This window comes from Novosphingobium silvae (assembly GCF_009856825.1).
GTDB classification, from domain to species: Bacteria; Pseudomonadota; Alphaproteobacteria; order Sphingomonadales; family Sphingomonadaceae; genus Novosphingobium; species Novosphingobium silvae.
On sequence record NZ_WVTD01000008.1, the window covers coordinates 25,049 to 43,505 of the forward strand.

13 protein-coding genes are annotated in these 18,457 nt (G+C 66.8%); 6 read left to right on the forward strand and 7 right to left on the reverse strand.

Annotated elements, in window-relative coordinates; translation table 11 throughout:
- Nucleotides 1-60 precede the first annotated feature (60 nt).
- Entirely contained in the window at nucleotides 61-2,403 is a 2,343-nt protein-coding gene (locus tag GR702_RS11880) for an acetamidase/formamidase family protein (protein ID WP_202408227.1), read from the forward strand.
- Between the two features lie 30 nt (nucleotides 2,404-2,433).
- Here GR702_RS11880 and GR702_RS11885 read toward each other — a convergent pair whose 3' ends face one another.
- Nucleotides 2,434-3,270, reverse strand: a complete 837-nt coding sequence (locus tag GR702_RS11885; protein WP_160986113.1) for an oxidoreductase — start codon at nucleotides 3,268-3,270, stop codon at nucleotides 2,434-2,436.
- Between the two features lie 186 nt (nucleotides 3,271-3,456).
- On the opposite strand from GR702_RS11885, the gene GR702_RS11890 reads away from it, so the two are divergent.
- From GR702_RS11890 to GR702_RS11905, 4 genes are read left to right on the forward strand one after another with little or no spacing between them, the layout of a single operon-like run.
- Nucleotides 3,457-4,587, forward strand: coding sequence for an LLM class flavin-dependent oxidoreductase (locus tag GR702_RS11890; protein WP_160986114.1), 1,131 nt, complete (start codon nucleotides 3,457-3,459; stop codon nucleotides 4,585-4,587).
- Nucleotides 4,580-5,221 (forward strand): cysteine hydrolase family protein, encoded by a 642-nt coding sequence (locus GR702_RS11895; RefSeq protein WP_160986115.1) that lies wholly within the window; start codon nucleotides 4,580-4,582, stop codon nucleotides 5,219-5,221. The genes GR702_RS11890 and GR702_RS11895 overlap by 8 nt, the downstream gene beginning before the upstream one ends.
- Nucleotides 5,222-5,258: 37 nt before the next feature.
- Entirely contained in the window at nucleotides 5,259-6,704 is a 1,446-nt protein-coding gene (locus tag GR702_RS11900) for an amidohydrolase family protein (RefSeq protein WP_160986116.1), read from the forward strand.
- Entirely contained in the window at nucleotides 6,616-7,962 is a 1,347-nt protein-coding gene (locus tag GR702_RS11905) for an MFS transporter (protein ID WP_272916669.1), read from the forward strand. Before GR702_RS11900 ends, GR702_RS11905 begins: the two co-directional genes overlap by 89 nt.
- 77 nt (nucleotides 7,963-8,039) lie before the next feature.
- Here GR702_RS11905 and GR702_RS11910 read toward each other — a convergent pair whose 3' ends face one another.
- From GR702_RS11910 to GR702_RS11935, 6 genes are all read right to left on the reverse strand, one after another.
- Nucleotides 8,040-8,888 (reverse strand): TauD/TfdA dioxygenase family protein, encoded by an 849-nt coding sequence (locus GR702_RS11910; protein WP_160986118.1) that lies wholly within the window; start codon nucleotides 8,886-8,888, stop codon nucleotides 8,040-8,042.
- Between the two features lie 273 nt (nucleotides 8,889-9,161).
- Nucleotides 9,162-10,079 (reverse strand): ribokinase, encoded by a 918-nt coding sequence (locus tag GR702_RS11915; RefSeq protein WP_160986119.1) that lies wholly within the window; start codon nucleotides 10,077-10,079, stop codon nucleotides 9,162-9,164.
- 181 nt (nucleotides 10,080-10,260) lie between these two features.
- Complete coding sequence (locus tag GR702_RS11920; protein WP_160986120.1) at nucleotides 10,261-12,666, reverse strand: TonB-dependent receptor; 2,406 nt, start codon at nucleotides 12,664-12,666, stop codon at nucleotides 10,261-10,263.
- A gap of 788 nt (nucleotides 12,667-13,454) precedes the next feature.
- Nucleotides 13,455-14,831 carry an FAD-containing oxidoreductase gene (locus GR702_RS11925; protein WP_160986121.1) on the reverse strand — a complete coding sequence of 459 codons (1,377 nt, stop codon included), beginning with the start codon at nucleotides 14,829-14,831 and terminating at the stop codon, nucleotides 13,455-13,457.
- Nucleotides 14,832-14,844: 13 nt separating this feature from the next.
- Nucleotides 14,845-15,303, reverse strand: a complete 459-nt coding sequence (locus tag GR702_RS11930; protein ID WP_160986122.1) for a DUF4126 family protein — start codon at nucleotides 15,301-15,303, stop codon at nucleotides 14,845-14,847.
- Nucleotides 15,304-15,672: 369 nt separating this feature from the next.
- Nucleotides 15,673-16,944, reverse strand: a complete 1,272-nt coding sequence (locus GR702_RS11935) for an amidohydrolase family protein (RefSeq protein ID WP_160986123.1) — start codon at nucleotides 16,942-16,944, stop codon at nucleotides 15,673-15,675.
- Between the two features lie 192 nt (nucleotides 16,945-17,136).
- Here GR702_RS11935 and GR702_RS11940 point away from each other — a divergent pair, with 192 nt between their 5' ends.
- Nucleotides 17,137-18,441 carry a cytochrome P450 gene (locus GR702_RS11940; protein ID WP_160986124.1) on the forward strand — a complete coding sequence of 435 codons (1,305 nt, stop codon included), beginning with the start codon at nucleotides 17,137-17,139 and terminating at the stop codon, nucleotides 18,439-18,441.
- Nucleotides 18,442-18,457 lie beyond the last annotated feature (16 nt).

The window sequence follows — 18,457 nt, forward strand, 5'->3', positions numbered from 1 at the left end:
CCGAAAGATCCCGGCCACTTCCGGGCTGATTTGCGGGCGCCATAAAAGGATAATACCGGCATGACCGGCGTGCGATTGACGACCAACGCCTACCCGCACGACCAACGGCTGCAGGCCTGGCGCTTCGCGCTGCAGCGCGTCAGCGTGGAGCTCGATTCAGAGAACGAGGAGATCTACGGAGACCTCGTCAGCTTCACCAGCGGCCAGAAGATCCAGTTCACCCGCTGCACCGGCACCGCACAGGGCCTGAACCTCGACCTCCGGCAGGAAGCGCGCTGCTTCTGGCTCGTGCTCCTGCTCGAAGGCCGGCTCGTGGCGACGAGCGGCGACAGCGTCATCGAGATCGGCGAAGGCGACATGGTCTACGGTGGCGGCGACACCCGCTGCCGGATCGGCATGCAGGGCGACTTCCGCATCCTGCTCGTCAAGGTGCCGCACAGCCTGCCGGCGCTGAAATCCCGTTCGCAACTGCCCACCGAGATCAGCGATCTCGTCGCCGATACGGCGGTCGGGCGGATGATGTCCAGCCTGCTGCGAACGGTCGCGGACACCATTCTCGACATCTCGGACGACCAGATCCGCCCCGTCGAACTGGCCCTGCCGGAGATGATCGCGGCCACCCTGCTCGACCGCGCGCCCGCAAAGCAGCTCGGCGGCGCGGCGGGCGGCCGCGCGGCGATCCTGGAGCGCGTGTTCCAGTCGATAGAGATGCGGCTGTCCGACCCCAACCTCAACACCCACCAGGTGGCGGCCGAGCACAACATCTCGCCCCGGTACCTGCAGAAGCTGTTCGAATCCCACGGAGAGAGCTTTGGCCACTACGTGAAGCTTCGCAGGCTGGAGCGGTGCCGTCTCGACCTCGGCAGTCCCCTGCACGCCCAGCGCTCGATCTCGGAGATCCTGTTCCAGTGGGGCTTCAACGACAGCGCCTCGTTCAGCCGGGCATTCCGCGAACAGTACGGGATGAGCCCGCGCGAATATCGCAAGTCGCCCGAAAGCGTGGGCACCACGCATCAGGCGCCCCGCCGCGGGCGTCCCGAAAAGGCCCGGGACGTAAGGCTGGAGAACCGGGCTCCGGCGAGTGTCCTGACGGGCGTCCTGCCAACGGGCGCCTTGCCGACGGGCGAAAGCCTTCCGGCGCTTGACGACGCGGCGCGCACGCGGCGCCATCATTTCCTTCCGGCCCGGCCCGACACCATCCACTGGGGCTACTTCAGCCGCTCGCTGGCCCCGGCGCTGGAAATCCGCTCGGGCGACTACGTGACGATCGAGACGCTCACCCACCACGCCAACGACGATGCCGAACGCATGATCGAAGGCGACGCGGCGGCAGAGGCGGTGTTCCACTGGACCGCCGACGGCAAGGCGGTGGAAAGGCGCGGCGCTGGCCCCTTCGATGCCTCGGCCCTCGGGCGCGGCCCGGGCGAAGGCTTCGGCGTCCACATCTGTACCGGCCCGATCGCCGTCGAGGGAGCACGGCCCGGGGACGTCATCGAGGTGAGGATCCTCGACATGGAGGCCCGCCCCAGCCAGAACCCGCGCTTCGCCGGGCGCTCGTTCGGCAGCAACGTCGCGGCATACTGGGGCTATCACTACAACGACCTGCTGACCGAGCCCAAGCAGCGCGAGGTCATCACGATCTACGAGTTGGACGACGAGCCCGGCCGCGCCACGGCGCAAGCGGTTTACTCCTATCGCTGGACACCCCAGACCGACCCCTCCGGCATCGTTCACGAGCGCTACGACTATCCGGGCGTCCCCGTCGATCCGGAGACGATCACCCGCAACTTCGATGTCCTCCGCGATGTCACGATACCCGTGCGGCCCCACTTCGGGGTCGTCGCGCTGGCGCCTGCCCATTCTGAGCTGATCGATTCCGTGCCGCCCGCCAATTTCGGAGGCAACATCGACAACTGGCGGCTCGGCGCGGGATCGAGCGTGTTCCTCCCCGTGGGCGTGGCCGGAGGCCTGCTTTCGATGGGCGATCCCCACGCCAGCCAGGGCGATTCCGAACTTTGCGGGACCGCGATCGAGTGCTCGATGACTGCCGTCATCCAGGTCATGCTCCACCCCGCAAAGACCAGCCGCAAGTACATCCGCGACCTTGATTACCCGATGATCGAGACCCGCGACGAGTGGGTGATCCTGGGCTTTTCCAGCCCGGAGTACCTCAAGGACCTCGGCGCCAACGCACAGAGCGAGGTCTACAAGCAAAGCTCGATCGACCACGCCATGCGCGATGCCTTCCGCAAGGCGCGCCGCTTTCTCATGACCATCCGCGACCTGACTGAGGACGAGGCGATCTCGCTGCTTTCGGTGGGCGTGGACTTCGGGATCAGCCAGGTGGCCAACGGCAACTGGGGCGTCCACGCGGTGATCCGCAAGAGCCTCTTCTCCGCCTGACCGGCGCGCGGTGCGAACGCCGCGCGGAATCTACTTTGCCAGCGGTGCTGCCCCGACCGATGCGGTCAGGTGCTCCCAGGTCGTGAACTGGTCCTGCAGCATGGCCATCTCGCGCGCCGCGTAGCTCGCCGCATCGCTGCCGAGCAGCAGCACCAGCGGCGGCTCGGGCGAAGTGACCGCGGTCAGGATCGCCTGCGCCGCCTTTGCAGGATCGCTGGGCTCCTCGCCGTGATGGGCGGTGAGCACTTCGCGCGCCATGTGGGCGCTCGCCGCATAGTCGCTGATCGTCGGCTCCGCGCCGAGCAGGCGCGCGGCGGCAAATTCGGTGCGCATGCCGCCGGGCGCCACGTTGGTCACCCTGATGCCCAGTGGCCCCACTTCCTGCGCAAGCGTGCGCCCGATGCAATCCAACGCGAACTTGCTGGCGCCGTAGATGCCGGTGCCGTTCCAGCATGCAAGCCCGCTGATCGAGCCGATGTTCACGATGTGCCCAGCCCGCCGCGCGCGCAGATAAGGCAGCGCCGCCTGGATCACCGCGAGCGCGCCCCACACGTTGACCTCGAACAGCGCCCGCGCGTCGGCAAGCGGCGTTTCCTCGATCGCTCCGGTATAGCCAAGGCCGGCATTGTTGACGACGAAGTGCAGGCCGCCGGTGCGCGCTTCCGCCTCGTGCACCGCTGCAGCGACGGCTGCGGTATCCGTCACGTCGAGGACCATGCCGATGGCTTTCTCTCCCAGGCTTTCGAACGCGGTCGCTGCCTCTGCACTGCGTACCGTGCCGACCACCGTGTGGCCGGCGCCCAGCGCCGCTTGCGCGATCTCGCGCCCGAGCCCCGTGCTGACGCCCGTGATGAACCAGTTGCCCATGCGATCATTCCCTGTTCGTCGGCAGCCCAGCGCCGCGCCTTGCATGGCACTAGCAGTTGCCGCCAACGCCATCTATGCCGCGCGCGCCCCGCGCCTTGACGGTGACAAGAGCGCGGGCGCAGGGTGACAAGAACGTTGCCGAACCCCACCCTAGCCTCGATAGGCATCCAGGAGCAGGGGAGACACATGATCCAGAGCCAACCGCGACCGTCAGGCTTCGGCCTTCCCTCCGACACCGGCGGGCGGGACCTTGGCATCTTCATGCCGATGGCGAATGGTGGCTGGATCCTCTCCAGCAACGCTCCGGCGCTCGACGGCTCCTACGACTACAACCTGAAGGCCGCGCAGCTGGCCGAGGAGATCGGCCTCGACTTCATCATGGCGATGGCCAAGTATCGGGGCTACGGCGGCGAGACGAAGCACTGGAACGCCTCGCTGGATTCGCCCATGATGATGGCAGGCCTTGCCCAGGCGACGAGCCGGGTGAAGGTATGGGCCACCGTCCACACGATCCTCCAGAACCCGGCCGTGACGGCCAAGATGATCGCGACGCTCGACCAGATCAGCCACGGGCGCGCGGGGCTCAATGTCGTGACCGGTTCGTACCGTGGTGAGTTCTCCCAGATGGGGGCATGGCCCGAGGGGGTCGACCACGACGAGCGGTACGTCCTTGCCACCGAGTGGATCCGCGCGATCAAGGCGCTGTGGACCCAGGATGCCGTGAGCATGGAAGGCAAGTACTTCACGCTCGAGGACTGCATGTCGAACCCCAAGCCGTCGACCCCGCCCTTCCTGGTCTGCGCCGGCACGTCGAAAGTCGGCATCGAATTCACCGCCAACGAGATGGACGCCCTGTTCCTTTCCGGCGGCGACGTGGAGGAACTGGCGAAAGCCAGCGCCGGGGCGAAGGCGGGTGCCGCCGCGCTCGGCTCGAAGATCCGCACATACTCGATGATGACGATCGTCTTCGGCGAGAGCGACGAGGCTGCGGAGGAGACCGCCGCCCATTTCCGCGCCGGGTTCGACGAAGGAGCGCTGCACGGCATGATGCGCGCATACGGCTTCCTCGATAGCGAGATCGGCAAGGAAAACGCCTTCACCAAAAAGGCGCGGTCCACGTTCATGACGCCCCATGTGCTGGGCACGCCCGAAACCGTGGTCGAGCGGCTGAGCGAGATCTTCGAGAAGACGTCGCTGGACGGTCTGATGCTGATCTTCCCGGATTACCACGCCTCGCTTCCGATCTTTGGCGAGAAGGTCCTGCCCGTGCTGCGCGAGCGCTTTCCGGCCGATGCCGTGGCGACCACTCATGGTTGAGGCGCTGCCCCACGTCGCTCAGCCGGGCGACATGATCGCGCCGGAGCGCACCGCCCTCATCGTGGTGGACGTGCAGGTCGATTTCGCCGCGCCTCACGGACTGATCGGGCGGCACGGGACGGACATGTCCCCGGCAGAGCGGGCGATCGACCGCATCGAGGACCTGATCGCCGCCGCGCGCAAGGCGGGCGCGGCAGTCGGGTTCATGCGCGTCATGACGCGGCCGGAGACGGACTCGAACGCGCTCCGGACCTGGATGGCCCGGCGCGGCACGCCCGGCAGCGAAGGCATCTGCCGCATCGGCAGTGGCGGCGAGGACTATTATCGCGTCCGCCCCGAACCCGGCGACATGGAAGTGGGCAAGCTGGCCTATTCCAGCTTCCACGGCACCGACTTCGAGCAGCAGTTGCGCGCGCGCGGGATCGACACGCTGGTGCTGACGGGGCTCACGACCGATTGCTGCGTCGATTCCACCACGAGGGACGCCTTCCACCGCGACTTCCACACCTTCGTGGTATCCGACGCCTGCGCCAGCTTCGACGAGGCGCTTCACACCGGCGCCCTGCGCGCGCTGAGCGAACATACCTCGCTGCTGGTGACGTCAGAAGCCGTGATCGCCGCATGGTCGGCCTGACCGTGCCTCTGGCACTGCGCGCGGCGGGACGGGCGGCATGAGCGGGCAGCCCGCATCCGCGCTCCCCGTCCCCGGCCCCGCCCCGGTGCCGATCCCGGTCCCGGTGGACCTGTTGATCCGCAATGCTTGGATCGTGACCATGGACGCGAGCCGGCGGATCTTCCGTGACGGGGCACTCGCCGTCGTCGGCGACCGCATCCATGCCGTCGGCCCAAGCGCCGAGGTGGAGGCCATGGTCCGCGCGCGCGAAGTGCTTGACGGCTCGCGGTTCGTGCTGACGCCCGGCTTCGTGAACTGCCACGTCCACATCACCGGGGAGCCGATCACGCGCGGGGCGGTGCCGGACGATGCCGACTGGGAGACCAACGTGATGGGTTGGCTTATCCCCACATACCAGGCGCAGACGCCGGAGGAGGAGCGGCTTTCGGCCCGCTTCGCCGCGCTCGAAATGCTGCGCTCGGGCACGACGTGCTTCATCGAGGCCGGCACAATACTCGACCTTGGCGCCGTCCACGACGGCCTTGCCGAGACCGGCATCCGCGGCCGCATCGGTCAGTGGGCGCAGGACCGCGCGTTCGATCCGGCCGAAGATCAGGCCGCGCTCACCGCCGCGGCCATCGACACCCTCCAGCGCGAGGTGGAGCGCTATTCGGGCGCCGGCGATCCCCTGCTGGCCGCGTGGCCGGCGCTTGTAGGGCACGTCACCGCGACCGACGAGCTGTGGCGCGCCGCGACGCAGCTGGCGCGCGAGCACGGAGCAGGCGTCACCGCGCACATGAGCCCGGACCCGCAGGACCCCGCGTTCTTCCTTGCCGCCACCGGCAGGCGGCCGATCGCCCACCTGGCCGAAATCGGGGCGCTGGGGCCGCAGCTTTCCCTCACGCACGCGATCTTCCTTGACCAGGCTGAGGTCGACCTGCTCGCATCGAGCGGCACCCACGTGACCCATTGCCCGATGACGGCCATGAAGGGTGCCTATGGTGCCAGCCATTCGGGCCTCTTCCCCGAGATGGCGGCGGCGGGCGTGCCGATCCAGTTGGGCACGGACGGGAACAACAACGGCAACAGCGCCGACATGATGCGCGCCATGTACGTGACGGCGGGGCTGTTCAAGGATTCGCGCCGCGATTCCAGCCTGTTCTCGGCCTACGAGGTTCTCGAATGCGCCACTCTCAACGGAGCGGCCGGCGCACAGATGAGCCACCTGATCGGCAGCCTGGAACCCGGCAAGAAGGCGGATTTCGTCGCGCACGACCGCAACCGGCCCGAGTGGACCCCGCTTCTCAACCCCGTCAACCAGCTCGTATGGTCGGCCGACGGGCGCGGCGTGCATTCCGTGTGGGTGGATGGCCGGCGCCTGATCGACAGCTACCGCTCGACCACGATCGACGAGGATGCCATCATCGCCGACGTCGAGAGGACCGCGCCGCTCGTGCTGGCCCGCGCGGGCAAGACCGTACCCAGTCGGTGGCCGGTGCTGTGAGCACCACCGCCCCCACCCCCCGAAAGGGATTCGAAGCATGAAGAACCGTTTGCTCGTCTATGTCGTGCTTCAGGCGCTCTGCCTCATGTACTTCCTGCTCTCGGCCGGGACGTTCAACTCGCTGGGCATGGTCCTGCCATCGATGGTCGAGGCGTTCGACATGTCGTGGGCGCAGGCGGGGTTCGGCTTCACGCTGCTGGGAAGCGCCTGCGGGCTGGTCAGCCTTGCCCCGGCACTCACCATCCGCAAGCTGGGGGTGGGCCGCACGCTGCTGACGGGCACGGTCATCCTCTTCGCGGGCTTCGGGCTTCTCTATACCTCCACCGGGGCCATGACGTATTACCTCGGCACCACGCTTCTCGGCGTGGGCTACTGCTTCTGCGGGACGGTGCCTGCGGTTCACGTGCTGTCCAGCAGTTTCCGCCGCCGCTCGACCGTGCTCGGCCTCTATTTCACCATCGGCAACCTGGGCGCTGTCGCCGGCCCGCTGCTTTGGTACGGATCGCAGAGCGCGGGCTTCGACTGGCGCTTCTACTGGCTCATGTTCGCCATCGCTTCGGTCGTGGTCGGGGCCTTCTGCACGCTCACCGCAGGGCGGCTGCACATCGCCCCGCCCGAAGCGCAGGCAAGCGCGGGCGGGGAGTCCGCCGAATGGACGGTGCGCCAGGCGCTCGGCACCGTACAGTTCTGGGTGGTCGTGGGCGCCTATACCGCGTGCCTTGCAATCAACACGACGACGCACGGCTTTGCCTATCAGCACCTGATGGAGCACGGCATCGCACAGGCCCGCGCATCGCAGCTGATCAGCCTCTCCGCCCTGGTCTGCGCCGTCGGCTCCGCGCTCGCGGGGCTGGCCGGCGAGAAGACCTCGGCGCGGACCCTCACGATGTTCTCGCTGGGGTGCCTGGGCGTTTCCGCGGCCACGCTCGCGCTTGCGGACGGCTCTGTCTCGCTGCTGATCTGGATGGTCGCTTTCGGCGGCGGCCTTGGCTTCAGCTATGTGAGCACCGTCATGCTGCTGCAGTCGTACTTCGGCCAGCGCGCCTCGCTGGAACTGTACTCGATCATGATGGCCTTCTCGACCTCGGCGGCGCTAGGCCCGGCGCTGGGCGGCGCGATCAAGGACCAGACCGGCAGCTTCTCCGGCATCTTCCTGGGCCTCGCCTGCCTGAGCGCCGTCCTGTTCTGCGCCGTCGCCGTCCTGCGCAAGCCGGGCGAGCGCAAGGCGCCCGGCGTCACTGCCATCGCGGCGGAATAGGACGTTCCACCGCACAGAGAAAAGGGCCGGCAAGCGCGATGCTTGCCGGCCCTTTTCTCTGTGCGGGACGATCAGGATCAGACCGGGCGTTCGCCCTTGACCTGGATGCGGTAGCCCGAGCGAACTTCCGGGAAATAGTCCCAGATGGCCATGTGCTGACCGCAGCGATTGTCCCAGATGGCGATCGCGTGCGGGGTCCAGGTGAAGCGGCACTGGAACATCGGGCTCTGGACGTGATCGAAAAGGAACGCCAGCAGCGCCTCGCTCTCCCGCTCGGGGATGCCCTCGATGCGGGTCGTGAAGCCGCGGTTCACGTAAAGCGCCTTGCGGCCCGTGACGGGGTGGACCCGCGCGATCGGGTGGGACGTGCAGGGCAGTTCCATGCCTTCGGGCACCAGGCCCCCAAAGGCCTTCACCCCGTCATGCACGGCTCTCAGACCTTCGAGCTGCGCCTTCATGCGCTCAGACAGCGCATCCCACGCGGCGTACATGTTCGAGAACACGGTATCGCCGCCAAGGCTGGGCAGCGTATGCAGATAGAGGATCGAGCCCATCGGCGGCTCCGGATCGCAGCTCATGTCCGAGTGCCAGTCCTCGCCCGCGACGTATGTGGAGTTCTCGTCGGCGTGCATCCTGGTGATCTCGTCGTAGCCCGGCACCCGCCACGGCTTCGTGCTGGGCGCCACATGCGCCTCGCCGAACACCGTGGCAAGGCGGCGGTGCGCATCGAAATCGATCGGCTGATCGCGCAGGAAGATGACCAGATGCTCCGCCAGCGCGCGCCGCAGTTCCTCCGCCACGTCCTCGCCATAGGGCCGGGTGAGATCGACGCCCCCCACATAGGCGCCAAGCGTCGGGTTCAACCGCTCGATGGTGAGATGCCGGTATCCGGCGCTCTTCGGCTTGTCCTCGACTGCGACTTCCATTCTGCCCTCCTGTTCCTGTCGACCTGCGCCGCGGATGGGCGCGACCGGGATGATGTCTCGCTGCACGTTGTTGCGCCCCGGATACGGCAAGCGCCTGCGTGCTGTCTGCAACCAAGGACCCCTGCCGCACCCGGCGTGCGGCGCTTGCCGTAACACCACCGGGGATGCGGTTGCCCTTTCCCGCCATCTTACGAAAGGGTCGGTCCGTGATCTTGAGCGTGAGCGCCATTTTCGCTTCTGAACGGTCCTCTCCTCGTGTTGCAGGAGAAGCGATCAGGCACTTGCTGCCACCAGTGCATCCACCTCGCTGCGCATCGGCATAGAAGGTGCGGCGCCTTTCCTTGCGACGGAAAGCGAAGCCGCCGCATTCGCCAGCCGCAGGGCGTCCTGCGCGCCGATGCCCTGGTCCACGCAGGCGGCGATGGTGCCGCAGAAGCAATCGCCCGCCCCGCTCGTATCCACTACTGCCTCGGCGCGGATGGCTGGCGAGAAGATGGCGCGATCTGCCCAGACCGCCGCCGAGCCCGCCGCGCCCAGCGTCACCACCACGGCCTGCCCGGGACGGTTCAGGAGCCGCCTTGCGACCAGCAGGTCGTTGAGGTTCTCCGGCTCGCGGTCGAGCTGGAGATACTCGGCACATTCGCTCTGGTTGAAGATCACCATGTCCGAAAGGTCGAACAGGCGCGATCCTGCCGATACGGCAGGCGCGGCGTTCAAGATCTTGCGGACAGGCCGCGCGGCTTCGCTGGCGAACAGCGCGGCCAGTTCGTCGATATCGCTTTCGAGCTGCACCAGCAGCACCCGGGTCCGCGCATCGATCGCCGCGATCGCTCCGCCGGCGCGCGCCGCCAGATTGGCTCCCGCCTCCACCATGATCATGTTGTCGCCCGCCGGTTCGATCAGGATCGTGGCTCTGCCGCTGGCGTGGCCGCCCAGCGTCTCGACAAGAGCGGTATCGACGCCGTCCGCATCGAGCGCCTCGCGCAGGAGCGCTCCCGCCTCGTCCCGGCCTACGGCGCCCGCCATTCGCGTCTGCGAACCGAAGCGCGCGGATGCGATCGCCTGGTTCAGCCCCTTGCCTCCCACCGCCGTCTCGCCATCCTGCACCAGCAGCGTCTGCCCCCACGCGGCGCGCACGGGCAGGCGCAGGGCAAGGTCTAGATTGAGTGAACCAAACACACTTACGCTCATGCACGATCCCCTGCCGCAGTGCCCGACGCGGTAACCGGGTCGCCGGGGCTCCGTCTTGCCGCCGAGCGCCCTCGTTCAGGTCAGGCCCGATCCATGCCTGCTCTCGGCCATAAGCAAAAGGGCCGCCGCATTCCTGCAGCGGCCCTCACCCGGGCAAAGCCCCTGACGGTCCTTCCGGCTGTCAGAACCTGTAGCCGAGGGATAAGATCGCCTGCCTTGGCGCGATGTACGTGTCGGACACCTGCCCGCTGCCATAAGGATCGGTGAAGCGCGAGTTGATGCCGTCCTCGTCGAACAGGTTGGTCACCGTCGCCGAGATGCTGAAGCCGCTGTCGGCGAAGGCATAGCTGGCGAACAGGTTGACCTGCGAATAGTCGGGCGTGTCGTCCTGCACGGGGCTGTCGAACACGCGCGACTGGAACTTGCCGCGGTAGATGTACTGCGCGCGCGCGGTGAATTCGCCGGGGCCCACCTCGCCGGTCCACGAGACGGCCGCCGATCCCTGCACGGAAGGCATCTTGGGTATCTTCATGCCCTTGATGTTGACGCTGGCCGCACGGCGCACGAGCGAAGCGGCGTAGAAGTTGCCGTAGAACCCGCCGATGCCCGGGAAGCCCGCAGCGGCCTGCGCGGCGTCCGCCGCCGAAGGATCGAGCGCTTGGTAATCGCTGGTGATCTCGCCGTGCAGCAGCGAAAGCGTTCCGTCGAAGTGCAGGTGCGACGTGGCCTTCCAGTTCATCTCCAGCTCGGCGCCGTAGACTTCGGCCTTGGGCACGTTGCTGATGCCGTCGCCGAACAGGACGGCGTCCTCCTCGATGAACTGCAGGTCCTTGTAGAAATAATAGAACGCCGAGGCGTTGATCTGGAGCGTGTCGCCAAAGAAGCGGTTCTTCGATCCCACTTCAATGGAGTCGAGAGTTTCTGGCTTGTAGGCAGGCCTCACGCCATCTTCCCAGCCGAACACCGTGAACGAGCTGTCGCCCCGTGAAGCGGCGCTGTTGATGCCGCCCGGCTTGAAGCCGCGCGTGAAGCTGGCATAGACCATGTTGCTGGGCGTCAGTTCATAGTCCAGCGCGAACTTGCCGGTGACACGCGCAGTGCTGGTGCCGACGCCCGGCATGGGCTGGAGATAGGCGCCGGACGTGCTTCCCGTCGCTCCGTTGGAAAAACTGTCGCTCACCCCGCTGTACTTGTCGTGATTGTAGCGGATGCCCCCGGTGACGGTCAGCGCGTCGGTTAGGTCATAGCTGGCCTGCACGTAGCCTGCATAGGCCTCTCGCGTGATCTCGGACAGGTCCGCATACGTGAGCGCGGGAACCCTCGGGTCATCGAAGGGTGCGTCGACCGGCAGGGCGGGCGTCAGGCCGTCGCCGGTGGTCGCGCGGTATTCATTGACGTAGTTGCGGTTCTTCGAGTGCAGGTAAACCCCGCCCAGGATCCAGCGGAACGGGCCGTCGCTGTCCGAGGCGATGTTGTACTCCTGCGTCCACGACGTCGTGTTCTGCTCCCAGGTGGCGATGTGGTCGTAGTTGGCGATACCGCCGCTGACTTCGTTGAACAGAGCCTGGTTCAGGCCGTCGCCATCCCACGAAAGGCGGCTGTGCAGCCGCTGGTAGCTGGTGATCGAACTGAACGTCGCCCCATCCAGATCGAACTTCACCACACCATAGTAGAGCTGCGTGCGGATATAGGTCTTGCCCGGGAAATCCTGGGTCAGTTCGCGGGGGTCGGGATTGGGATCGAGGATGTTCTTCTGCGCCGTCGCGTTCTGGTCGCCCTTGTACTGGATCGTGCTCAGCAGGACGGAGATGCGGTCGGTGGGCGTCCACTTCACCGCAACCTTGCCGCCCCACTCGTCGGCATCGTCAAGCTCGTAGTCGGGATCTCCGGCGACGTCCGTTGCCTTGGCGTAGCCGTCGTGGCGATAGTGCTGGCCAGCGGCGCGGATCGCCAGAGTATCGCTGAGCGGCACGTTGATCGCCGCGTCGGCCTTGAACAGGTCGTAGTTGCCGTAGCCAAGGTTTGCTGTGCCTGAAAACGCGGTCGTGTCGGGCTGCTTCGACACCACGTTGATGGTGCCGCCGGTCGACCCCTGGCCGTACATCGTGCCCTGCGGACCGCGCAGGACCTCGACTTGCGCCACATCGATGAAGGCCGCGTTGGCGGCGATCGAGTTGAAGATGTAGACGCCGTCGATGTGGAACGACACGCCTGGCTGGGTGGAGGGGTTCTCTGGCGTCTCCGAGCCGATGCCGCGGATCGAGATGTTGCGTTCGCCGCCGCCGCTCTTGGCAACGACAAGGCCGGGCACGCTACCGTTGAGGCCGGTGATCTCGGTGATGTTCGCCTGTGCAAGCGTCTCGTCGGTGACGACGGCCACCGAAAGCGCCGCCTTCTGCAGCGTCACGTTCGTGCGTTCTGCGGAAACCACGATCTCCTCGAACGGCGCGCCCGACGCATCTGCAGCGGCAGCGGCTTCGCCGGCCGCGCTGTCCGCCGCGCTGTCTGCCGCCGCCACCTCGGCGCGGGCCATGACTGGGCACGTCGCGGCGAGCAGCGCCAGTGCGGAGACGCCCGTGGACTTCAAAACTCGAGCTCTCGTGATCACAGTTACCCCCATTCGTCAGAGCGCATCCACGGATGCGCGGCATGGCCAAATGCCCTTCGTTCCCGGTATCCCTCTCCTGAAATGCACGGCACCTGGGCCCATGCCCGACGCCTGGCGCGACTTTCGACCGCTGCCGGGCGTCGGCCGCGGTGACCCTGGATCACCGCGGCACACCTGCTTTTCCCTGAACCTGTTCTTGTCTTTGTCCCCCGTGCGATGGCTTTCGGCCGCCGCCGGCGGTATTTTCTGTTTTGCATTGACGCAAGATCGAGCCGAAAGCCGCGATTATCGGGCCGCCGCTCTCCCTTGCACCTCCAGCTTCGGCGAATCCCGGGCCGACGCAAGCGGCAAAACGGTGCGTGCGCAAGCGATCAAACGGCGGGGCACCATGCGCAAAAAAGCACGGCCCAGCGAGTTTTCCGGCGCTTCACGCCTCGTCGCGAACGACTTCCGGGGCGAAACTGCACTCGCCTGTCGCTTCTCCCGGAGGCAGGAATGGCGGCGATCAGGCTTCGCCCAAGGGCAGCCGGCGGCCCCGGTAGCGCAGGCGTGGCGCTGGTTAAGCAGGCGTACAGGTTGTGATTGCTAGTGCCGTGATTGCAGCGTGGTGCAGATATTTTCTGCCTGTTGACCGGCCGGCGCTTCCCCCCTCTGTCGCCGCCGGTCTCGTCCACGACGTTGAGCCTTCTCGGGTCGCATCGATGAGGGAGAACGGCCCGGAGGTCTGCGGACCTCCGGGCGCCTGCTACCAGGCGCGGCCCGCGCCGCTACTCTTCGGCTTTGAGTTCCAGCAGCACCGTCGGGATCAGTTCCGAGACCGTGGGGTGGATGGGCACTGCCCAGCGAAGATCGTCCAGCGGCGCGTCCGCGTTCATCATGTCGAGGATGCCGTGGATCGCCTCGTCGCCTCCGGTCCCCAGGATGGCCGCGCCCATAATCCGGCGCGTCGCGGCATCGGCGACGATTTTCATGAGGCCTTGCGTCTCTCCCTTTTCGATCGCGCGGGCGACGCGCGACATTGGCCGCGTCGCGACCAGAAGCGGCTTCCCGCTCGCGCGCGCCTGCGCAAAGGTCATCCCCACTCGTCCCAACGGAGGATCGATGTAAAGCGCATAGCCGGGCACGCGCAGGCTCACGCGGCGATCCTCTCCGTCCAGCAGGTTCGCCGCGACGATCTCGAAGTCGTTCCAGGCGGTGTGCGTGAACGCGCCCCGACCATTGCAGTCGCCCAGCGCCCACACGCCCGGAGCGCTGGTTTGCAACCGATCGTCGACCTCAACATAGCCGCGTTCGTCCACCTTGATGCCGGCATTCTCAAGGCCGAGGTCATCGGTGTTGGGCGTGCGGCCCACGGCCAGCAGCACATGGCTGCCGATGACCTGCGGCTCGCCCTCGCTGCACTCGACGCCCACCGCCACGCCCCCGGTGTGAGGCGCGAAGCTGATGCACTTGGCGCCGGTCCGCACGGCGATACCCTCACCTTCCAGGATCGTGCGGATTTCGGCGCTGATGTCCTCGTCCTCGCGGGCGAGCAGGCGCGGCCCCATTTCCACCACCGTCACCTGTGCGCCGAAGCGCCGGAACATCTGTGCGAACTCCAGCCCGATGTAGCTGCCGCCGACCACCACCAGATGCTCCGGCAGTTCCCGGAGCGTCAGCAACGACGCGTTGTCGAGCGTCTCCACCTGTTCCAGCCCCGGCATGGACGGGCGCGAAGGCCGTCCGCCGACATTGAGGAAGATGCGCGGCGCTGTCAGCGTCCGCTCACCCACCGCGATCGTTCCGGGCGCGGTGAAGCGGGCGGAGCCGCGCACGATCGTCAGCCCCTCCATCGCGCCGAGCCACTTCTCGTTCCGCTCGCGCGCGTTGGCCGAAATGGTCTGCGCCCGGCGAACGACCGAGGCGAGATCGACCGCGACGGCACCGGTAGAGACGCCGTATCCCGCGGCGCGCCGGGCGAGGTGTGCGGCATGGGCGCTTGCCACCATCGCTTTCGTGGGCGTGCAGCCGGTGTTGACGCAGGTTCCGCCGATACGGTCCCGCTCGACCAGGGCGACACGCTGCCCCGCTCCGGTCAGCCGGCCTGCGAGCGCGGGTCCGGCCTGCCCGGCGCCGATGATGATCGCGTCGAAAGTCTCGCTCATGTCCAAAGTCTCGCTATAGGGCCTGCACCACCAGGATCGCGACGACGAGCGCCAGCACGTCCTCGATCAGGCCGGCGGGCCGGTCGCTGCGCAGGCTGCGGGCCAGGGCCGCGCGCAGGGCAGCGCCGCCATACGTGCCGATGGCCGCGCCGATCAGCCCGGCCACCAGACCGGCCACCCATGCGCCCGAAGGCAGGCCGATCGCCGCGCCGCAGAACGCGCCCGAGATCAACCGCGCTCCGAACTGCGAGGGAACCTTGCGGCTCGGCGTGCGGGGAAGCTGGTCGCCCACCAGTTCCAGAGCGGCGACAAGGGTGAGTATCCAGGGCGTGAAGCGATAGCCCAGGAACGCCAGCCCCGTGTCGCCAAGGTCCAGCACGCCCAGCCAGGCCGCCCAACTGATCGCAGCCGGCGGCGTGAAGGCACGAAGTCCGGCGATGATACCCATGGCAAGGGCCAGCAGCAGGATCATGGGCAAAGGCCTTTCTGGTCGCTGATCGGTCTGGATGGCGTTCAGGAAATCCGCATTCACAACAGAAGGGTGGGTCGTGCAAAGGCCATCGGGAAGGCCCTTGCAGGTCTTGCGCGTTCCATGTTGCAGCAGCTTTACTGCGAGCGGCGCCAATGCCGCATCTGATCGTCATCGCCCTGCCGCCACCGATGCCGGATTTGGCCGATAGTATTTCCTTTTCGACGCGGGACGCAACTTATTCCTGAGTGCGCCTGCGGCCTCCATGATCACGCCGCCATTCCGTCTACGCTGCCCTGATGATACCCCCTCTCCCCGCGCAGGAAGCCGATGATGGCGCCGGCCTCCCGTCACGGCAAGGGGCGCGTCCGATCAGAACGGCAGGTTGTATAGCCTGACCGCGTTGTCCTGCAGCACCTTCTTGCGCACTTCGTGGCTGTAGCCGCCGAGCACGTCCTTCAGGTGTTCCTGCACGCCGGGATAAAGCGAGGTCGGGTGCGGGAAGTCGGTCTCGAACATGACGTTGTCGATGCCAATGATCTCGAGCAGGTACTTGGGGGCGATCTTCTCGAACCAGAAGGTGCAGAAGAAGTGGTCGCGGAAGTAGTCCCAGGGTTGCTTCCTCAGCACGTCGCGCATGATCGGCAGCATCTCGCGGAACTGGTGCTCCAGCGCCTCGACCGCGAAAGGCACCCAGCCCGCGCCGCTTTCGATGAGACCGATCTTGAGGCCGGGATGGCGATCGAGCCGACCCGATACCATCCAGTTGCCGAGCGTCGCCGCGTTGCCAATGGAGAACATCGTCGCCACAACGGACAGGGTCTGCTCGAACTTGAAGCCTTCCCAGGTCAGCGTGTTCGGATCGATCGCCGCGTTGAGGTGGAAGTTCAGCGGCATGCCCGTCGCGTCGCACATCTCAAGGAACGGGGTCCAGTAGTCGTGGTTGAAGCTGGGCACGCCCACCCGTTCGGGCGTGTCGGGCAGGACGAAGCCCTTGAGGCCGATCTCGTGGCAGCGCCGCGCTTCCGTCTCCAGCGCCTTCTGGTCCCAGAAGGGCAGGTGCGCCATGTTGAAGATGCGCTGGCCGGACGCCTCCTGGAATTCGGCCGAGGCGTCGTTGTAGATCTGGACGACGCGCAGGGCGAGTTCGGGATCGCCCAGGCTCATCAGCGCGCCGGCCTGCGTCACGCCCGAGTTCTGGAAGCAGATCTGGGCATAAACGCCCATGTCGTCCATCGCCTGCAGGCGGGCCTTCATTTCGTGCCCGCCCGGGTGCGCCTGTTCCAGCTTGGGGAAAGCGAGGCGGCCGAGGAGCTTGTTGTTGTCGGCGCGGATGACGTTGCCGCCCAGCGTCCCGAAATCGCGGTCGCCCACGAACCAGCGGTCGGTGCCGTCGATCCGCTCCACGCGCGGCATCTTCGCTTTCCACTCCCCCGTCGCGCGCGAGGTGAACAGGTCGGGCGCCTCGGTGATGTGGGTGTCGGTGTCGACGATCTTGATGCCCTCGAACATCGGGTGGAGGCCCCCGGACTGCGAGGCATAATCGACCTCGCGGATCACGCCCCCGTCGGTGTACCCTTCGGCGGACCAGTACTTGCGCGCCGACTGCGCCCGTTCCCCGGCGTCGGAGTCTGCATCGGCCATAACGATTCTCCCAAAATCCAATGATCCTCGTTTCGCAACCGGGCCGGGCGAATACAATTGCGCAGGGCAACGCCGAGACGATGAGTGGCGATGGGAGGCGCGGCAGCGGCGGGCGGTGCCGCTTCCGGCAAGGTCCCGGGCTTGCGGGCCAGGGCCCCATCGGGCAATCCCCGGTCTGGGAGAGACGACACCATGACACAGGCGCGAACGCTAGACGACATCCGGGTGGAGTTCGACGCTCCGGACAATGTGCCCAGAGACCGCATCGTCGACCTCTCGTTCGCGAACGGCAGCAATCCCAACGATCTTGTCGATCCTTACGAGCCCTTCGCCTGGCTCAACGGGCCGGACATCCCCCGCCTGCTCTACAATCCGCCAGTGCGCTCGGGCCTCGGCGCGATCTCGGGTTCGCGGCGGGGGAACTGGGTGGTCTCGCATTACGAGGATATCGACCGCGTCTATTGCGACAACGACCATTTTTCGAACGCGGGAACGGCGGAATTCCAGCGCCTGATCGGGGAGACGTTCAAGTCGATCCCGCTGGCGATCGACCCGCCGGATCATTCCAAGTACCGCCTCTACCTCATGCCCCACTTCAGTCCGGCGCGCATCACGCGCGACATCGAGCCGCGCATCCGCAAGGTGGTGGTCGAGATGATCGACGCCGTGGCCGACAAGGGCGAGGTGGACATGGCCTGGGACTTCGGCCGCGTCTATCCGGTGCGCATCTTCATGAGCCTGATGGGCTTTCCGGAGAAGATGTTCGAGCAGTTCCTCGACTGGGAGTGGGACATCCTGCATTCGGGCACGCTGGAGAAGATGCAGGCGGCGCTGCGCGGCGTGCTCGATTTCCTGCGCGCCTTCATCGCCGAGAAGGAGGCCAACCCGGACGAGCACCTCGTCTCCTCCATCGCCCACGGCAAGATCCAGGGCCGCGCGCCGACCGAGGACGAGAAGATCGGCATGGTCTGGTTCCTGTGGCTCGGCGGTCTCGACACGGTGGCGGCCACGATCGCGCAGATGTTCCGCCGCATGGCCCTCCAGCCCGACATCCAGCGCCGCATCCGCGAGAACCCGGCGCTCATCAACGGTGCGGTAGAGGAATTCCTGCGCACGCAGCCGATCCTCTCCTCCACCCGGACCGCGACGCGCGATTTTGAATGGCACGGGGTGCAGATCCGCAAAGGCGATTCGGTGCAGTGCCTGAACCCGGCCGGAAACTTCGACCCGGCCCGCTTCGAGGACCCGCGCACCTTTGATCCGGAGCGCCGGGCCAACCGGCACTTCACTTTCGTGGGCGGGGTCCACATCTGCCTGGGCGCTCACCTCGCCCGGCGCGAGCTGCGCGTGCTGCTGGAGGAATGGTTCGCGCGTATCCCCGAGTTCGCACCGAAGCCGGGCTCGGATACCTCGGTGTTCCCGGGCCTGCTCTCGATCCGCAACCTGCCGCTGGTCTGGGACACCGCGCGGATGCCCGGGCGGGAGGGCGCGGCCTAGGCCTGCAGCGCTCCCG

Bases quoted from the DNA above. Each gene is read 5' to 3' on its own strand.
- GR702_RS11905 (WP_272916669.1), top strand. From the start codon at position 6,616: ATGCCATCATCGCCGACGTCGAGAGGACCGCGCCGCTCGTGCTGGCCC.
- GR702_RS11885 (WP_160986113.1), bottom strand. From the start codon at position 3,270: ATGGGCAACTGGTTCATCACGGGCGTCAGCACGGGGCTCGGGCGCGAG.
- GR702_RS11915 (WP_160986119.1), bottom strand. From the start codon at position 10,079: ATGAGCGTAAGTGTGTTTGGTTCACTCAATCTAGACCTTGCCCTGCGC.
- GR702_RS11910 (WP_160986118.1), bottom strand. From the start codon at position 8,888: ATGGAAGTCGCAGTCGAGGACAAGCCGAAGAGCGCCGGATACCGGCAT.
- GR702_RS11880 (WP_202408227.1), top strand. From the start codon at position 61: ATGACCGGCGTGCGATTGACGACCAACGCCTACCCGCACGACCAACGG.
- GR702_RS11900 (WP_160986116.1), top strand. From the start codon at position 5,259: ATGAGCGGGCAGCCCGCATCCGCGCTCCCCGTCCCCGGCCCCGCCCCG.
- GR702_RS11940 (WP_160986124.1), top strand. From the start codon at position 17,137: ATGACACAGGCGCGAACGCTAGACGACATCCGGGTGGAGTTCGACGCT.
- GR702_RS11925 (WP_160986121.1), bottom strand. From the start codon at position 14,831: ATGAGCGAGACTTTCGACGCGATCATCATCGGCGCCGGGCAGGCCGGA.
- GR702_RS11895 (WP_160986115.1), top strand. From the start codon at position 4,580: ATGGTTGAGGCGCTGCCCCACGTCGCTCAGCCGGGCGACATGATCGCG.
- GR702_RS11890 (WP_160986114.1), top strand. From the start codon at position 3,457: ATGATCCAGAGCCAACCGCGACCGTCAGGCTTCGGCCTTCCCTCCGAC.
- GR702_RS11935 (WP_160986123.1), bottom strand. From the start codon at position 16,944: ATGGCCGATGCAGACTCCGACGCCGGGGAACGGGCGCAGTCGGCGCGC.
- GR702_RS11930 (WP_160986122.1), bottom strand. From the start codon at position 15,303: ATGATCCTGCTGCTGGCCCTTGCCATGGGTATCATCGCCGGACTTCGT.